This is a genomic window from Roseibium sp. (assembly GCF_050301095.1).
In the GTDB taxonomy this organism is placed as follows: Bacteria; Pseudomonadota; Alphaproteobacteria; order Rhizobiales; family Stappiaceae; genus Roseibium.
This window is the reverse complement of the sequence record NZ_JBNKYW010000050.1, coordinates 1-14282: the sequence shown is the minus strand read 5'-3', so window position 1 is coordinate 14282 and position 14282 is coordinate 1. Positions and strand designations below refer to the sequence as shown.

Annotated in this window: 15 protein-coding genes and 1 other RNA gene; 7 read left to right on the top strand and 9 right to left on the bottom strand. The window is 60.9% G+C overall.

The features are described 5' to 3' along the window. The 4 genes from ACQY7U_RS04260 to ffs form a co-directional block, all read right to left on the bottom strand. The coding region (locus ACQY7U_RS04260) for a DNA polymerase III subunit gamma/tau (protein WP_428642318.1) at positions 1–1283 on the bottom strand (1283 nt) is incomplete at its 3' end. Positions 1284–1435: 152 nt separating this feature from the next. Then, positions 1436–1834 (bottom strand): hypothetical protein, encoded by a 399-nt coding sequence (locus ACQY7U_RS04255; RefSeq protein WP_428642312.1) that lies wholly within the window; start codon positions 1832–1834, stop codon positions 1436–1438. Continuing rightward, entirely contained in the window at positions 1821–2081 is a 261-nt protein-coding gene (locus tag ACQY7U_RS04250; protein ID WP_428642311.1) for a hypothetical protein, read from the bottom strand. Before ACQY7U_RS04250 ends, ACQY7U_RS04255 begins: the two co-directional genes overlap by 14 nt. A 122-nt stretch (positions 2082–2203) precedes the next feature. Beyond that, an RNA gene (gene ffs, locus ACQY7U_RS04245) (signal recognition particle sRNA small type) lies at positions 2204–2301 on the bottom strand. 135 nt (positions 2302–2436) lie between these two features. On the opposite strand from ffs, the gene ACQY7U_RS04240 reads away from it, so the two are divergent. The 5 genes from ACQY7U_RS04240 (at position 2437) to ACQY7U_RS04220 (ending at position 6576) form a co-directional block, all read left to right on the top strand. Continuing rightward, positions 2437–2850: an HIT domain-containing protein gene (locus ACQY7U_RS04240; RefSeq protein ID WP_428642310.1), complete on the top strand. Its 414-nt coding sequence runs from the start codon at positions 2437–2439 to the stop codon at positions 2848–2850. A 109-nt stretch (positions 2851–2959) separates the two neighbouring features. Next, entirely contained in the window at positions 2960–3907 is a 948-nt protein-coding gene (nudC, locus tag ACQY7U_RS04235) for an NAD(+) diphosphatase (protein ID WP_428642308.1), read from the top strand. Continuing rightward, positions 3904–4482: a histidine phosphatase family protein gene (locus ACQY7U_RS04230; protein ID WP_428642305.1), complete on the top strand. Its 579-nt coding sequence runs from the start codon at positions 3904–3906 to the stop codon at positions 4480–4482. The genes nudC and ACQY7U_RS04230 overlap by 4 nt, the downstream gene beginning before the upstream one ends. A gap of 65 nt (positions 4483–4547) precedes the next feature. Then, positions 4548–5750, top strand: a complete 1203-nt coding sequence (locus tag ACQY7U_RS04225; protein WP_428642302.1) for a lytic murein transglycosylase — start codon at positions 4548–4550, stop codon at positions 5748–5750. After that, entirely contained in the window at positions 5641–6576 is a 936-nt protein-coding gene (locus ACQY7U_RS04220) for an FkbM family methyltransferase (RefSeq protein ID WP_428642301.1), read from the top strand. The genes ACQY7U_RS04225 and ACQY7U_RS04220 overlap by 110 nt, the downstream gene beginning before the upstream one ends. On the opposite strand, the gene ACQY7U_RS04215 is transcribed toward ACQY7U_RS04220, so the two are convergent. After that, entirely contained in the window at positions 6573–8342 is a 1770-nt protein-coding gene (locus ACQY7U_RS04215) for a SulP family inorganic anion transporter (protein ID WP_428642316.1), read from the bottom strand. The two genes, ACQY7U_RS04220 and ACQY7U_RS04215, sit on opposite strands and share 4 nt — an antisense overlap. A 180-nt stretch (positions 8343–8522) precedes the next feature. Next, positions 8523–8786, bottom strand: coding sequence for a helix-turn-helix domain-containing protein (locus tag ACQY7U_RS04210; protein WP_428642299.1), 264 nt, complete (start codon positions 8784–8786; stop codon positions 8523–8525). A gap of 246 nt (positions 8787–9032) precedes the next feature. Between ACQY7U_RS04210 and ACQY7U_RS04205 the strand changes: the two genes are divergently transcribed. Both ACQY7U_RS04205 and ACQY7U_RS04200 read left to right on the top strand, forming a co-directional pair. Next, positions 9033–9641 (top strand): hypothetical protein, encoded by a 609-nt coding sequence (locus tag ACQY7U_RS04205; RefSeq protein WP_428642298.1) that lies wholly within the window; start codon positions 9033–9035, stop codon positions 9639–9641. Between the two features lie 58 nt (positions 9642–9699). Continuing rightward, positions 9700–10320 (top strand): hypothetical protein, encoded by a 621-nt coding sequence (locus tag ACQY7U_RS04200; RefSeq protein ID WP_428642296.1) that lies wholly within the window; start codon positions 9700–9702, stop codon positions 10318–10320. Positions 10321–10323: 3 nt separating this feature from the next. Here ACQY7U_RS04200 and ACQY7U_RS04195 read toward each other — a convergent pair whose 3' ends face one another. Genes ACQY7U_RS04195 through ACQY7U_RS04185 form a run of 3 tightly spaced genes read right to left on the bottom strand, consistent with a single transcriptional unit; the run spans position 10324 to position 14278 of the window. Continuing rightward, a complete protein-coding gene (locus ACQY7U_RS04195) occupies positions 10324–11955 on the bottom strand; it encodes an ABC transporter ATP-binding protein (protein WP_428642294.1) in 1632 nt (543 codons plus the stop codon). 10 nt (positions 11956–11965) lie between these two features. After that, positions 11966–13150 carry an ABC transporter permease gene (locus ACQY7U_RS04190; protein ID WP_428642291.1) on the bottom strand — a complete coding sequence of 395 codons (1185 nt, stop codon included), beginning with the start codon at positions 13148–13150 and terminating at the stop codon, positions 11966–11968. Positions 13151–13153: 3 nt separating this feature from the next. Beyond that, positions 13154–14278, bottom strand: coding sequence for a microcin C ABC transporter permease YejB (locus ACQY7U_RS04185; protein WP_428642314.1), 1125 nt, complete (start codon positions 14276–14278; stop codon positions 13154–13156). Between the last annotated feature and the right edge of the window lie 4 nt (positions 14279–14282).

The window sequence follows — 14282 nt, the reverse complement described above, 5'->3', positions numbered from 1 at the left end:
CCGGAGGACATCGGCATGCCGACGGCCATGGCCTGCGCCCCGCCGCCGGAAGGACCTGCACCGCCACCAGAAGAAACACCGCCACCGAGAGGATTCTGACCGCTGCGGATCTTGTCCATCAGTTCGCCCGGATCGGGCAGGTCGGCGGCATAGGCAAGACGTACGAGCACCATGTCGGCGGCCGCCAGAGGTTTGGAGGACGCATGGACTTCCTGGACACCCGCCAGAAGGATCTGCCAGGCGCGTGATAGCAGGCGGACGGAAATCTTTTCGGCGAACTCCCGCCCCCGGCTCCGTTCCGCCTCGGTGACGGACGCTTCGTCCGCCGACTTGGGCGCAACCTTGATGCGGGTGACCAGGTGGGTGAAATCGGCCAGATCGGTCAGCACGACCGCCGGGTCGGCGCCGACTTCATATTGTGCCTGCAGTTCGCCAAGCGCCTCCTCTATGCGTCCGGCCATGATGTGGCCGAAGAGATCGATCACCCGGGCCCGGTCGGCCAGTCCCAGCATCTGGCGCAGGTCGTCCGCCTCGATGGCCCCGGCTCCGTGGGCCATGGCCTGGTCGAGCAGGGAGAGCGAATCGCGCGCCGAGCCCTCGCCTGCGCGGGCGATCAGCATCAGCGCTTCGTCGGAAATCTGAATGTTTTCGGCATCCGAGATCCGCCGCAGCAGGCCGATAAGCTTGGATTGCTCGATGCGGCGCAGGTCGAAGCGCTGGCAGCGGGACAGAACGGTGATCGGAACCTTGCGGATTTCCGTGGTCGCGAAGATGAATTTCACATGTTCCGGCGGCTCTTCCAGGGTCTTCAGAAGACCGTTGAAGGCGGCGTTCGACAGCATGTGCACTTCGTCGATGATGTAGACCTTGTAGCGCGCCGTTGCCGGGCGGTAGCGGGCGGCGTCGATGATCTCGCGAATATCGCCAATGCCGGTGTGGGAGGCGGCGTCCATCTCGATGACATCGACATGGCGGCCTTCCATGATCGCCCTGCAGTGCGTGCCTTCCTCGGTAAGTTTCACCGTCGGCTTGTCGGCAACGCCGGGCACTTCGTAATTGAGGCCACGGGCCAGGATGCGGGCGGTGGTGGTCTTGCCGACCCCGCGCACCCCGGTCAGCATCCAGGCCTGGGCGATGCGTCCGGTGTCGAACGCGTTTTCCAGCGTCTGCACCATCGGCTCCTGGCCAACCAGGTCCTCAAAGGTCCTGGGGCGGTATTTACGCGCAAGAACGCGGTACGCCCCGTCGTCGGCAGCCGGTTTGACCGCACCCTGATCCACCATCAACCCGGGCGCTCCGCCGTCGCCATTATCGGAAAAACCTGTCTCGTCCATGAGCTGCACCATACCGATTTTTTCGGAAAGTGGGACGGGCTTTTGAAAGTTTTTCTGTGTGTGGTTCGAGATGCCGCCGGAAGCGGCGTGCGGTGCCTTGCCTAGCTCGAAAACTTGTCCGGCATCAGGAAGCTTTTACGCGCCCTGTCCGAGCCGAGCCGGCCCGGCGAATACCAGGTTTCCATCAACGACCGGGAGGTGAGATCCGGGTTCTTCTCCAGGAATTCGTCAAAACTTTCATGGGGCGTCGCCGCCATGCGCTCTGAGAGGAGACTGAGAAAGGCCAGGGTCACCGTCGCGTTGAACTTGTCAGCCGCGCCCGCCTTCGCGGCGATGGCGCGCAAGGCGGAACCGAACCGGAAGGCCGCCTCCAGAAACTCGTAGCGCTGCAGCATCTGGCAGGCAACGCCGATGTGGTCGACATGGCTGAAGCCGCGCGCGTCGAGGCTCCGGGCCTCGAACCGCTCCGTCATCTCACCGTATTTCTCAGTCAACGTCATGGCCGCCCTCCTTCAGCCTGTGGCTGTCGGATGCCTCCAGGTCGAGGTCATAGACGCTCTTGAGCTTCCGGATCTTTTCCAGTGTTTCTTGTGAAAACGGCGGTTTGTTTTCAAAGGCATGCAGCGTCATGCCTTCGATCAGGTCTCCGAGGGAAAGGTCCAGATGTTCGGCAAGGCCTTTCATGACCTTGAGAAGCCGCTTTTCCAGGCGCACGCCCGTTTGCACACGTTCAATAGACTTTTTCATTCTATTATATTGGTAACAATGTACCAAAATGTCAAATTGGCGGCATGACAAACGCGCAACACAACGAAAAAAGCACCGAGGAAATCCATCGGTGCTGATCAAGACAGTGCAGACTGTTGAGGGTGGGAGGCTGGCACGGCGACCCGTGCCGAGGCTCGTTAGGGCTGCTTCCTTCCGGACCTGACCCGGTTGGCGAGTGGCTCGTCCACCACCAACCTCCCGAGGGCCTTATATCAGAAGCCCCCAGGGGGTTGGCAAGGGGGCGCGCAAGGTTTTTTACTGGCCGGGAAATCGCGCTCGCCAAGACCCCGGCGAAGCGTGTAGCCTTGGCGCAAGAATTGTTTGGAGCCAGTCCATGTCATCCTTTGCGCTCAATCCCCGGCTGGAAGGCGACAGCCATTTCGTGACCGATCTTCCGCTGTCGACAGTCCGGCTGATGAAGGACGCCAATTATCCATGGCTCCTGCTGGTTCCGCGCAAATCGGATCTTGTCGAGGTTATCGACCTCGATGAGGCCGACCAGCAGCAACTGATGCGGGAAATCGTGCAGGCGAGCAGCATCCTCAGGGAAGTTTCCGATTGCGAGAAACTGAATGTCGGCGCGCTCGGCAATCAGGTCTCCCAACTGCATGTTCATGTCATCGGCCGGTTCCGTGACGATGCTGCCTGGCCCGGTCCGGTCTGGGGTGCCGTCCCCGCCAAAGCCTATGACCATGAAAAGGCCGAACACCTGATCGAACAGTTGCGGGACGCCTTTTCGGCAGACTGAATTATTCTGCATCGAGATTTGATCGGTCCGGACGGTTTCCCTCAAAAGCCGGTTGTTTTAGGGTCACGGCCAATTCATTGCCCGCCAATCGCATTCCAAGGATTACAATATGCATGCCTCTGGTGCCGGTCTCCAGGCCATGGAGATGAGCTTTCTCGGCAATTCCCTCGACCGGCAATCGACACGGCGCGGCGACAAGATGCACCTTCAAGCCCTTTTGAACAGGCCCGACACGCAAGTCGTTCTGTCGACGGACAGATCCCTGGTGTTTTCTGCCGGAGGCGGTTTCACGCCCGGCCACACGACCGCCTTGGCAAGGGACCTTGGAGCAGATCCGGACGAGCTGATCTTCCTGGGTGTGCGGCCCGGGACCGGGCAGGCACTGTTTGCGGCCCTGCTGCCGCAGGGCGACGAGGAACTGTCGGCACGGGAAGATCTGCAAACGATCGATCTGCGTGCCGTGGCCATGCAGAACATGCTGCCTGAGGAAGACCTCGGACCGCTGGCACAGGCACGCGCGCTGATCCATTGGCACCGGACGCACCGGTTTTGCTCACGCTGCGGCGAGGAAACGAAGATGGCGGAAGCCGGATACCGGCGCGACTGCCCGTCCTGCGGCGGCCAGCACTTCCCGCGCACCGACCCTTGCGTGATCATGCTGATCACCGACGGTGAGCGCGCGCTGCTCGGCCGGCCGGCGCGGCTTGCGGAAGGCATCTACACGACCCTTGCCGGTTTCATGGAACCGGGGGAAACCATCGAGCAAGCCGTCCGGCGGGAGACGCTGGAAGAATCAGGCATCGAGGTCGGCGAGGTTCGCCTGATTTCGAACCAGCCCTGGCCCTTCCCCGCCAATCTGATGCTCGGTTGCGTCGGCACGGCGACCTCCTCCAGGATAGACATCGAGGACGACGAACTGGAAGACTGCAAGTGGTGCGACAGGGACGAAGTCCGGCAGATGGTGGCCGGCACGCACCCGCAAGGTCACAGGATACCGCCGTCCATTTCCATCGCCTATGAGCTCATAACCGGCTGGCTGGAAGACAAAATCCGATGACCTGGTGCATATACCTGACGCATCCTGAAGTCAGGATCGACCCGGATGTTCCCGTACCGGAGTGGACACTGTCCGACCTTGGCCGGGAACGGGCCGCCAAAGCAGCTTTTCTGCCCTTCGCCAGGGAGATCCGGCAGGTGATCTCAAGCAGCGAGCAGAAGGCCATCGAAACCGCCCGGATCTTCGCCGCCCGGCTGAACGTCTTTCAACGGGCGCTGGCCTTCCTGAACGAGAACGACCGCAGTGCCACCGGTTTTCTGCCGCCGGAAGACTTCGAGAAAACCGCCGACGCGTTCTTCGAGCAACCTTTCGTTTCCATCCGTGGCTGGGAGCGGGCCATCGATGCGCAGGACCGGGTGGTCAATGGCGTCAGGAGCGCCCTGCGCCACATCCCGGAGGATCATCCGGTTCTTTTTGTCGGACATGGCGCCGTCGGCACGCTGCTCAAGTGCCATCTGATGGCGACGCCCATTTCAAGACAGCACGACCAGGCGCGCGGCGGCAGCTGGTACCGGTTCGAAAAACGCTGGTTGATGGACCAGACGGGCCGAAATTTGGGTTGGACAGAACTCTGACCATGGTCGGCCCCGGCATGGGATCGTGTTAGGCTGCTTCATTGTTCAGTGTCCGGAGCCAACTCGTGTTTTTCAGATTTCTCGTTGCCGTTCCCGTCATCGCTCTCTTCTGCCTGCCGGCATCGGCCGGACAATATGATGCCCAGTTCCGGCAGTTTCTGAAATCGGACGTTGCGCCGGCGGCGCGGCAGGCAGGGGTGAGCCAGGCCACGCTCGACCGCGAACTCAAGGGCCTCACGCCGGATACCTCCCTGCCGGGCCTCGTCGGTCCGGGCGGCAAGGGCAAGCCGCCGAAAATCAACTTCCAGGCCGAGTTCAAATCACCTGCCCGCTATTTCCGGGACAGCCAGTTCAATGCACTGGTGCCGCGCGGCCGCAGCCTGATGAAGCAGCATGCATCGGCGCTTTCAAGGATCGAAGCGAAATACGGCGTGCCCCGGCGCATCATATTGGCCATCTGGGCTCGGGAATCGGGATACGGCAGCGCCAAGATACCCTATGACGCCATCCGCGTTCTGGCGACGCAGGCTTTCATGGGGCAGCGGCCGGAGTTCTTCAAAGGCGAGCTGATCGCCGGCCTGAAGATCCTGCAGAACGGTGACGTCTCCCGTACGGGCATGAAAAGTTCCTGGGGGGGCGCCATGGGCCAGCCCCAGTTCCTGCCATCCTCCTTCCTGAAATACGCCGTCGACTTCGACGGCGACGGCAAGCGCAACATCTGGTCCTCGGACGTCGATACCATGGCTTCAATCGCGCACTATCTCTCTGCCCATGGCTGGGTGAAGGGCCGTGATTGGGGCTACGAAGTCTTTCTGCCCGAGAACGTTTCCTGCACGCGCGAGGGGCCCGACAACCGGCAGGCGATTTCCGCCTTCGTGCGGGAGGGCGTCAGACGGGTCAGCGGCAAGCCCTTCCCGGCAAACGAAGTGAACCAGCCGGGCAACATTCTCCTGCCGGCCGGCCGCTATGGACCAGCCTTCATCGCCACCGAAAATTTCTATGTCATCAAGGACTACAACGAGAGCGACGCCTATGCGCTCTTCGTCGGCCACCTGGCGGACCGTTACGGCAGCAACAAGGGCTTTGCCGGGAAATGGAAGCCGATGAAGGAGACCACGCGCGGCGCCGTTCGCAACCTCCAGCAGCGTCTTGAAGGACTTGGCCACGACGTCGGCGGCGCCGACGGCCTCATCGGGTTCAAGACCCGGCGCTCCATCGGCAGGGACCAGGAAAAGAACGGCTTTTTTGCCACCTGCTGGGTGGGGTGAAATCGCGACATTCCAGGACCGGAACCTATTTGCATTTTGGACTGTAGCGGGTATTTCATCGGTATATTTTCGCCTACCGAATCACTTGCTAAAAATGAACTATTTCAAAGCTCGCTATTTGCGCTTTTGGAAATCCGTTGCCAAACGTTCCAGGCGTTTCCGGTTATACCGGCACTACTATCACAACCGCATGCTGCTTGACATGAGCGAGCCGACCTCCCGGGAGATATGGGCCGGCTATGAATACGAGTTCGATGAATACGATCTTGTCATCGCTTCCCTGAAAGAGACCCCGGCCGATGTCTTTTTCGATATCGGAGCAAACTGGGGCGGATACTCCCTGTTGGCCGCACGTGCCGGCACGCCACGAATTGAGGCGTTCGAACCGAACAGGAAGGTATTCGGCATTTTGGCAGCCAACATCACTCTCAACGGTTTCCACAATCAGATTCGATCCTGGAACATTGCCGCCAGCAACCAGGACCGGAACGGCGTTCTGTCGATCGACCCGCGGGCGACCGACGTCTCAAGCCTGTCTCCGGAGCGCATGTCCGGAAAATGGCACTATTGCGGGAATCAAAACTGTCTCATCCGCCGCATCGACACGTTCATGCCCGTGACGGGCCAGTCCGTCTTCATCAAGATGGACGTGGAAGGCCACGAGAATGAAGCTTTGAACGGCATGAAGGAGACGATCAAAAACAACAGGGTCAGATTGCTCGTTGAGGTTCTCGGCAATCCGGATTTTGAAGATATCGCCAGAACGCAACATGGTCTGGTCGTTCGGCAGCGTTTTGGTTCCAACCTGTTCCTGACCAATCACTAGCCTGGCGTCGGTGCTTCACCCGCATCTTCTTCGTTTCTGAGCTGGCGCAAGGCCGCATCCGTCGAGGCCTTGTAGCGCACCTGCGGCGGGCGGACGTTGTTCGCGATCAGCATGCGCCGGGCCTGCTGCGAGGTGCCGGTGATGAAGAAACGGACACCGGCGCGCCCGGCCTTGCGCACGGCCCCTTCGATAACGCTGGCCGCTGTGGAATCGAGAAACGGCACGGCCGAGCAGTCCAGTATGAAATTGCGCCGCTGATCGGCAATCCGGTCCAGAACCGAGCCGACGGTGGAGGCCGCCCCGAAGAAGAAGGCTCCGGAAATGCGGTAGATTACCGTATGCGGATCGCTGGCGGCTTCGGCATGATAGGCTTCCCGGTCGCCTGCCGGCCCGTCCGCAATATCGTCGAGTGGCAGGGGCACCTGCGCCTCGACCGCTATCGCCTTCGACATCCGGTCGATGAAGAGTACCGCCCCCAATGCAAAGCCGACAACAATGCCCTCGGTCAGGTCGCGGAAGATCACCAGCAGGAAGGTCGCCAGCAGAACCAGCGCGTCCCCGCGCGAGGAGCGGAGCAGCGCGGAAATGGCGTGTTTCTCGATCATGTTCCAGGCAACGACCGCTAGAACCCCGGCAAGGGCGGCAAGCGGGATGTAACTTGCCAGTGGCGCCGCAACGAACATGAAGCCGAGCAGGAACAGCGCATGCAGCATGCCGGAAACCGGACCATGCGCCCCGGCCCTGACATTGGTTGCCGTGCGTGCAATCGTGCCGGTGGCGCATATACCGCCGAAAAGCGCGGAAGCAATGTTGGCGAGGCCCTGCGCGACCAGCTCGCAATTTGAGCGGTGCCGGCGCCCGGTCATGCCGTCGGCCACCACGGCCGACAAAAGGGATTCGATGGCTCCCAGCAAGGCGAAGGAAATGGCGTCCGGCAGAACGGCGACGATACGCTCCAGGCTGACCGGCGGCAGCGCGGGCAAAGGGAGGCTGCGCGGAATGCCGCCGAAACGGGTTCCGATCGTTTCCACCGGCAGGGCGACAAGCCCCGCAAGGAGCGAGACCGCGACAACAGCGATCAGCATGCCCGGCCAGCCCGGCCGCAAGCGCTTCAGTGCAAGGATCGTCCCGACAGTGAGTGCAGCCACGGCGATTGCGGACGCGTTGAATGTCGGCGCGGCTTCGGCCAGCGCGGACAGTCTCTCCACCAGTTCACCCGGTTCGTTGCCTGCAAGGGTCAGTCCGAACAGGTCCTTGAGCTGGCTGGCAAAAATGATGATGGCAATGCCGGCGGTGAAACCGACCGTCACCGGATAGGGAATGAACTTGATGTAGGTGCCGAGCCGCAGGTAGCCGCCTGCCAGCATGAAGACCCCCGACATCATGGTCGCCAGCAACAGCCCTTCAAGCCCATGGCGATGCGCCGTCGCCGCGACCAGCACGATGAAAGCACCCGCCGGTCCGCCGATCTGGAAGCGGCTGCCCCCCAGTGCCGAAATCAGAAATCCGCCAACTATGGCTGTATAAAGCCCGCGTTCGGGCGAAACGCCCGAGGCTATGGCAATCGCCATGGAAAGCGGCAGGGCCACGATGGCAACGGTAAGTCCGGCAATCGCGTCGGCCCGCAACTGTGCGCCACCATAACCTTCGCGCAACACGGTAACCAACTTGGGCGTGAAGAGTTCAAGAAATGTCGGTTTGTCGTGGATACCGGTGCGCGTTCTGCTGACCGTTCCCGTCTCTTGCGCCTCGCCTGAAACCTGCATCGTGCTCTTCCAGTCTCGCGGGTCGGCCTGTGTCCGTTTTGCAGCAGGCAGATCCGTCCATTTCACACCAGTCCGCCGAGATGCCTTCGTTTTTGGTCGGTTGCGCATTCGCCCAACCGGAAGTCGGCATTCTTCGAATACCGGGCGCGCGCGGCTCCAGATCCTGAAAGGATCCACGCATCACCGGACAGGGTTCGCGGGCTCCTTGAGCCGGACACCCCGCCCGCCCCGGGCGCTGGCCTGGTTTTCACCGATCAGCTCGACCCCGCAGGCATTGAGCGCATCGACCACCTTGGTCAGCGTCTCGATCACCCCGCGCACATTGCCTTCGCTGGCCTCCATGCGCTGGATCGTCGGTACCGACACGCCCGCTTTTTCCGCAAGCGTCTTCTGATCGATCCCGGCAAGGGCACGGGCGGCGCGCATCTGTGCGGCAGTTATCATCCAACTCATTCCTAGCTGTTCAATATTAATCATAGGCACATGGATATTGATATCTCAAGCATCATTTTTAATGGGTAGATGTTCGATCTTGGAACCTCCCATCCTGAAGCAGCCACGCCTGCCCGCCTTGCCGGTTCCATTCCTGAGAACCAGCTACCGGGACGGGTACATGGAAAACTCTCCGCTTTCATTTTTTATTGTTTTACGATAATTATTCATCTCCATTCATACATGAAGTTTTTCCGAATGCCTGAATTTTTCCTCAAGCACGCGGCACGACAAGTGCGTGCCTGTTCGCTGGCCCTTGCCTTTACCCTCGCCGGATTGCCGATTTCCAATTGCCAGGGCAGCGAACTGGACAAGTTCAATCCGACGACGACCGATCCGGACCGCTTCCGGATTGCCGTGCGCCACTCCGACCGGCTGCAGGTGCCGCCCGGTGGCGCAAAGATGCGCCTTCTGATGAAGGACCGGACCTTCGGAGCCGTGCTCAAGGTGAAGGAAATCGTTCTGGAGGAGACCGGGAAGGCGGCAAAGGATCTGCCTCCGGGTGGTGCAAATGAAAACGTGTCGATCTATCGCATCCCGAAGAGCCAGATAGAGGAATTGCGCGCCCTGCAGGCCCGGTTCCATGCCCTGCCTCCGGACCGGCGCAACGCCTTGAAAGGGTCCTTGCAGATCGACATTGCCGGCTGCAAGGTCGATCCCGCCGACACCGGACGCATGCTTGTTTCCACCTATGTGAAATCCTCGGAACTGCCGGACTTCGTGGTTCTGGAGACCGAATACGATCTGCGAAACGTTCCCGCAGGCTTTCTCGGAAACAGGAAGGACCCGGTACGGCCCTGCACCTAGGAAATCATACGTTCCCAAATCCTCTCAGGCCCCCAAACGTTTGAAGACACACCACTCGATGACCATCCGTATTCCAAGTTCCGTTCTGGCCTGCCTGGCAGCCCTTCCCCTTGTGCTGTTGCCTGCCTGCAGCCACGTCCCGCTGGCCACCATGGTCAAGCTGGCCGATTTCGATCTTTTGAAGACAGATCCGGAAAGCCTGCGCATTGCCGTCAAGTATCCGGACCGGATCCGCATTCCCGACGGCGGGGCGAAGATGATGCTCGCCGTCAGGGACAAGACCACCGGAAAGCCGCTGCAGCAGGAAGATCTTGCCTTTCAAAAGCTTGATTCCAAGGCGGAAAAAGCTGAACTGCAGTCCGAATTGCAGGCGGGCTACCGGCTGGAGATCTACCGGCTGCCGGAGGAAAAAGTTCCGGCCTTCAGAGCCTTTCAGGCGGAAATTGCCTCGATGAGCAAGGCGGAGCGCGATGCCATCGAAGGCAGCATGGAAATCGGCGTCGACGGCTGCCTCGTTTCCGAAGAAAAACCGGACCGTATCCTCGTCAGCACGTTCCTCAAGGCGGACGGTCTCGGCGGCTTCGTTCCGCTTCTGCGCAACGTCGACCTGGAGGAACAGATGACGGAAGATGGAGCCACCGGCGTCGAAGGGCTCGGCCGCTGCGAAAGCAGCGGCTGAAGGTCAGACGTTCACCACGCCTTCCGGAGCGGTTTCCAGACGGAAGGCAGCCGCCATCAGGGCCCTGGTATAGTCGGTCTGCGGCGCGTCGAAGATCTTCTCCGCGGGCCCCGATTCCACCACCTTGCCCTGGCGCATCACGATGACCTCATTGGCGAGAGCGCGCACCACTTTCAGATCATGGGAGATGAACAGATAGGCGAGGCCATGAGCCTTCTGCAGGTCACGCAGAAGATCGACAACCTGGGCCTGCACACTCATGTCGAGTGCCGAGGTCGGCTCGTCCAGCATGACGAATTTCGGTTCCAGCACCATGGCTCTCGCGATCGAGATGCGCTGGCGCTGACCACCGGAAAATTCGTGCGGATAGCGGTGACGGGTGGAGGCATCAAGCCCCACTTCCTCCAGCGCCTTCGCCACCCTGGTGTCACGCTCCTGTGCGGAGATGCCCGGGAAGTGCACCTGCAGACCTTCGCCGACGATGTCGGCGACAGACATGCGTGGGCTGAGCGCACCGAAGGGATCCTGGAAAACGATCTGCATGTCGCGTCTCAGCGGCCGCATTTCCTTCCAGGAATGGGTCTGGATCTCCTGGCCGTTGAAGGCGATCCGGCCGGTTGAGGAGATCATGCGCAGGATGGCGAGGCCAAGCGTCGTCTTTCCCGATCCGCTCTCTCCGACGATGCCGAGGGTCTGCCCCTCGCGGACGGCAATGTCGATGCCGTCGACCGCCTTGATGTGGTCGACCGTCTTGCGCAGCAGCCCGCGTTTGACCGGAAACCAGACCTTCAGATCGTCCGCCTGGACGACGATCGGCTTGCCCTTGTCGGTCGCCGGAGGCTCACCCTTGGGTTCGGCGGACAGAAGGTGTTTGGTATAGTCGTGCTGCGGGTTGTCGAAGATCTCCGCGACCGGCCCCTGTTCGACAATCTTGCCGTCGGTCATCACGCAGACCCGGTCGGCGAACTTGCGCACGATGCCGAGGTCATGGGTGATGAACAGCATGGCCATGCCCTGCTGGCGCTGCAGATCCTTCAGAAGTTCCAGGATCTGCGCCTGCACGGTCACATCCAGCGCTGTTGTCGGCTCGTCGGCAATCAGGAGGTCTGGTTCGTTGGCGAGCGTCATGGCGATCATCACGCGCTGGCGCTGCCCCCCCGAAAGCTGGTGCGGATAGGACTTCAACCGCTTTTCCGGATCACGGATACCGACCTGATTAAGTAGCTGCAGCACCCGTTCCCGGGCTTCGCTGTCATTCATGCCGCGGTGAATTTTCAGGATTTCCGAAACCTGCTTTTCCACCGTGTGCAGCGGATTGAGCGAGGTCATCGGCTCCTGGAAGATCATCGAGATCTCGTTGCCGCGCACCTTGCGCATCTCGCTGTCGCTTGCTTCCAGCAGGTTCTTGCCGTCCAGCAGGATCCGTCCGGACGGATGGGAGGCTGCGGGATAAGGCAGCAGCTTCAGGACCGACAGTGCGGACACCGACTTTCCGGAGCCGCTCTCGCCGACCAGCGCAACGGTTTCGCCCTTCCTGATGTCGAAGGAGATCCTGTCGACGGCAAGGGACTGTTTTCCGCCCTGGGTGAAGGCCACCGACAGGTCTTCGACGGAAAGGAGGGTCTGTCTCGTCATGATGTCCTCCTCATGCCAGGCTCTTGCGCGGATCGAACGCATCGCGCACCGCTTCGCCGATGAAGATCAGCAGGCTCAGCATCAGCGCGACGATGGCAAAGCCGGTTATGCCGAGCCACGGGGCCTGGAGATTGTTCTTGCCCTGCGCCAGCAGCTCTCCGAGCGAGGCGGAACCGGGCGGCAGGCCGAAGCCCAGGAAATCGAGTGCGGTCAGGGTCGAGATCGATCCGTTCAGGATGAAGGGCATGAAGGTGAGCGTTGCCACCATCGCGTTCGGCAGAAGATGCCGCCACATGATCACCGGGTTGGAGACGCCGAGCGCCCGGGCAGCGGAAATATATTCAAAGTTTCGCCCACGCAGGAATTCCGCGCGCACAACGCCCACCAGCGCCACCCAGGAAAAGGCAAGCAGAATGCCGAACAGTGTCCAGAAGCCGGGCACCAGGAAGGAGGAGACAATCAGGATCAGGTAAAGCGTCGGGATCGCGGTCCAGATCTCGATGAAACGCTGGAACAGGAGGTCTATCCAGCCGCCGTAGTAGCCCTGCACGGCCCCGGCGGCGATGCCGATGATCGAGGAGGCGATCGTCAGCGCGAGACCGAAGAGAACGGAAATCCGGAAGCCGTAGACCACGCGCGCAAGTACATCCCTGCCCTGGTCGTCCGTGCCGAGCCAGTTCCAGTTGCCGACAACGCAGTTGGGATCTTCGGCGCCTTGCGGGTAGCGCGCGCAGCGCGTCTCCTTCTCCATCATCCAGGACGGCGGTGCAGGGGCTGGAACCGGGATATCCAGGTTGACCGTCCGGTAGGAATAGCGGACCGGCGGCCACAGTATCCAGCCGTCATCCTCGATGGTCTGCTGGATATAGGGATCCCGGTAATCGGTAACCGCGTAGAAGCCGCCGAATTTCTCTTCCGGATAGTCGATGAAGACCGGGGTCAGAAGCTCGCCCTTGTAGAAAATCAGGATCGGCCGGTCATTGGTGATGAATTCGGCGAGCAAGGCCAGGACGAATAGCACCAGGAAGATCCAGAGCGACCAGAACCCGCGCTTGTTGGCCTTGAAATTGGCGTATCTGCGCTGGTTGATCGGTGACAGGCGCGATTTGCGGGGCGGCGGCGCGGTTTCCTCGGCAAGCGGATTGAGAACGTCGTAGCCTTGGGATTCCAGATCCTTGTTCAACCGTGTGTCCATGGCTCAGACCTCCCTGCTCTCGAAGTCGATCCGCGGATCGATCCAGGTGTAGGTGAGGTCGGAAATGAGGTTCACGAGCAGCCCCATCAGCGAGAAGATATAGAGCGTTGCGAAGACGACCGCATAGTCCCGGTTGATGACGGATTCGAAACTCAGGAGCCCCAGCCCGTCGAGCGAGAAGATCTGTTCGATCAGGAGCGATCCGGCAAAGAAGGACGAGATGAAGGCGCCCGGGAAACCGGCGACCACGATCAGCATAGCATTGCGGAACACATGGCCGTAGAGGACTTGGCGCTCGCTGAGGCCTTTCGAACGGGCGGTGACCACGTACTGCTTGCGGATTTCGTCCAGGAACGAGTTCTTGGTCAGAAGCGTCAGGGTGGCGAAGGCGGAGAGCGCCATGGCGGTCAGCGGCAGGGCAAGGTGCCAGAAATAGTCCAGGATCCGGGCAGGCCAGGAAAGCTCCTCCCAGTTGTCCGAAACGAGGCCGCGTAGCGGAAAGAGGTCCCAGAAAGAACCGCCCGCGAAGAGCACGATCAAAAGGATGGCAAAGAGGAAACCGGGAATGGCATAAGCCACGATGATCACGCCGGAGGTCCAGATGTCGAACCGCGATCCGTCGCTGACGGCCTTCCTGATCCCGAGCGGAATGGAGATCAGGTAGGAGATCAGGGTCATCCAGATACCCAGCGAAATCGAAACGGGCAGCTTCTCCTTGATCAGATCGATGATCTTCACATCCCGGAAATAGCTCTCGCCAAAATCGAAGCGGGCGTAGTTCCAGAGCATGTTGAGGAAGCGTTCCAACGGCGGCTTGTCGAAGCCGAACTGGGCTTCCAGTTCCTTGATGAATTCCGGATCGAGCCCCTGCGCACCCCGGTATTTGGACGTGACCGCATCCGAGGCCACGCCGCTGCCGCCGGAGGCGTCGTTACCGCCGCCGATCATGTCTCCGCCGCTGCCGCCACCGATCCGCGAGGTCGCGGACACGTCCGTTCCCTGCAGCTGGGCGATGATCCGCTCCACGGGACCGCCCGGCGCAAACTGGATGATGGCGAAGTTGATGGCCATGATGCCGACCAGCGTCGGTATCATCAAAAGCAAACGGCGAAGGATGTAGGCACCCATGGAG

Bases quoted from the DNA above. Each gene is read 5' to 3' on its own strand.
- ACQY7U_RS04190 (WP_428642291.1), bottom strand. From the start codon at position 13,150: ATGGACACACGGTTGAACAAGGATCTGGAATCCCAAGGCTACGACGTT.
- ACQY7U_RS04210 (WP_428642299.1), bottom strand. From the start codon at position 8,786: ATGATAACTGCCGCACAGATGCGCGCCGCCCGTGCCCTTGCCGGGATC.
- ACQY7U_RS04195 (WP_428642294.1), bottom strand. From the start codon at position 11,955: ATGACGAGACAGACCCTCCTTTCCGTCGAAGACCTGTCGGTGGCCTTC.
- ACQY7U_RS04240 (WP_428642310.1), top strand. From the start codon at position 2,437: ATGTCATCCTTTGCGCTCAATCCCCGGCTGGAAGGCGACAGCCATTTC.
- ACQY7U_RS04230 (WP_428642305.1), top strand. From the start codon at position 3,904: ATGACCTGGTGCATATACCTGACGCATCCTGAAGTCAGGATCGACCCG.
- ACQY7U_RS04215 (WP_428642316.1), bottom strand. From the start codon at position 8,342: ATGCAGGTTTCAGGCGAGGCGCAAGAGACGGGAACGGTCAGCAGAACG.
- ACQY7U_RS04205 (WP_428642298.1), top strand. From the start codon at position 9,033: ATGCCTGAATTTTTCCTCAAGCACGCGGCACGACAAGTGCGTGCCTGT.
- ACQY7U_RS04200 (WP_428642296.1), top strand. From the start codon at position 9,700: ATGACCATCCGTATTCCAAGTTCCGTTCTGGCCTGCCTGGCAGCCCTT.
- ACQY7U_RS04185 (WP_428642314.1), bottom strand. From the start codon at position 14,278: ATGGGTGCCTACATCCTTCGCCGTTTGCTTTTGATGATACCGACGCTG.
- ACQY7U_RS04255 (WP_428642312.1), bottom strand. From the start codon at position 1,834: ATGACGTTGACTGAGAAATACGGTGAGATGACGGAGCGGTTCGAGGCC.
- ACQY7U_RS04250 (WP_428642311.1), bottom strand. From the start codon at position 2,081: ATGAAAAAGTCTATTGAACGTGTGCAAACGGGCGTGCGCCTGGAAAAG.
- nudC (WP_428642308.1), top strand. From the start codon at position 2,960: ATGCATGCCTCTGGTGCCGGTCTCCAGGCCATGGAGATGAGCTTTCTC.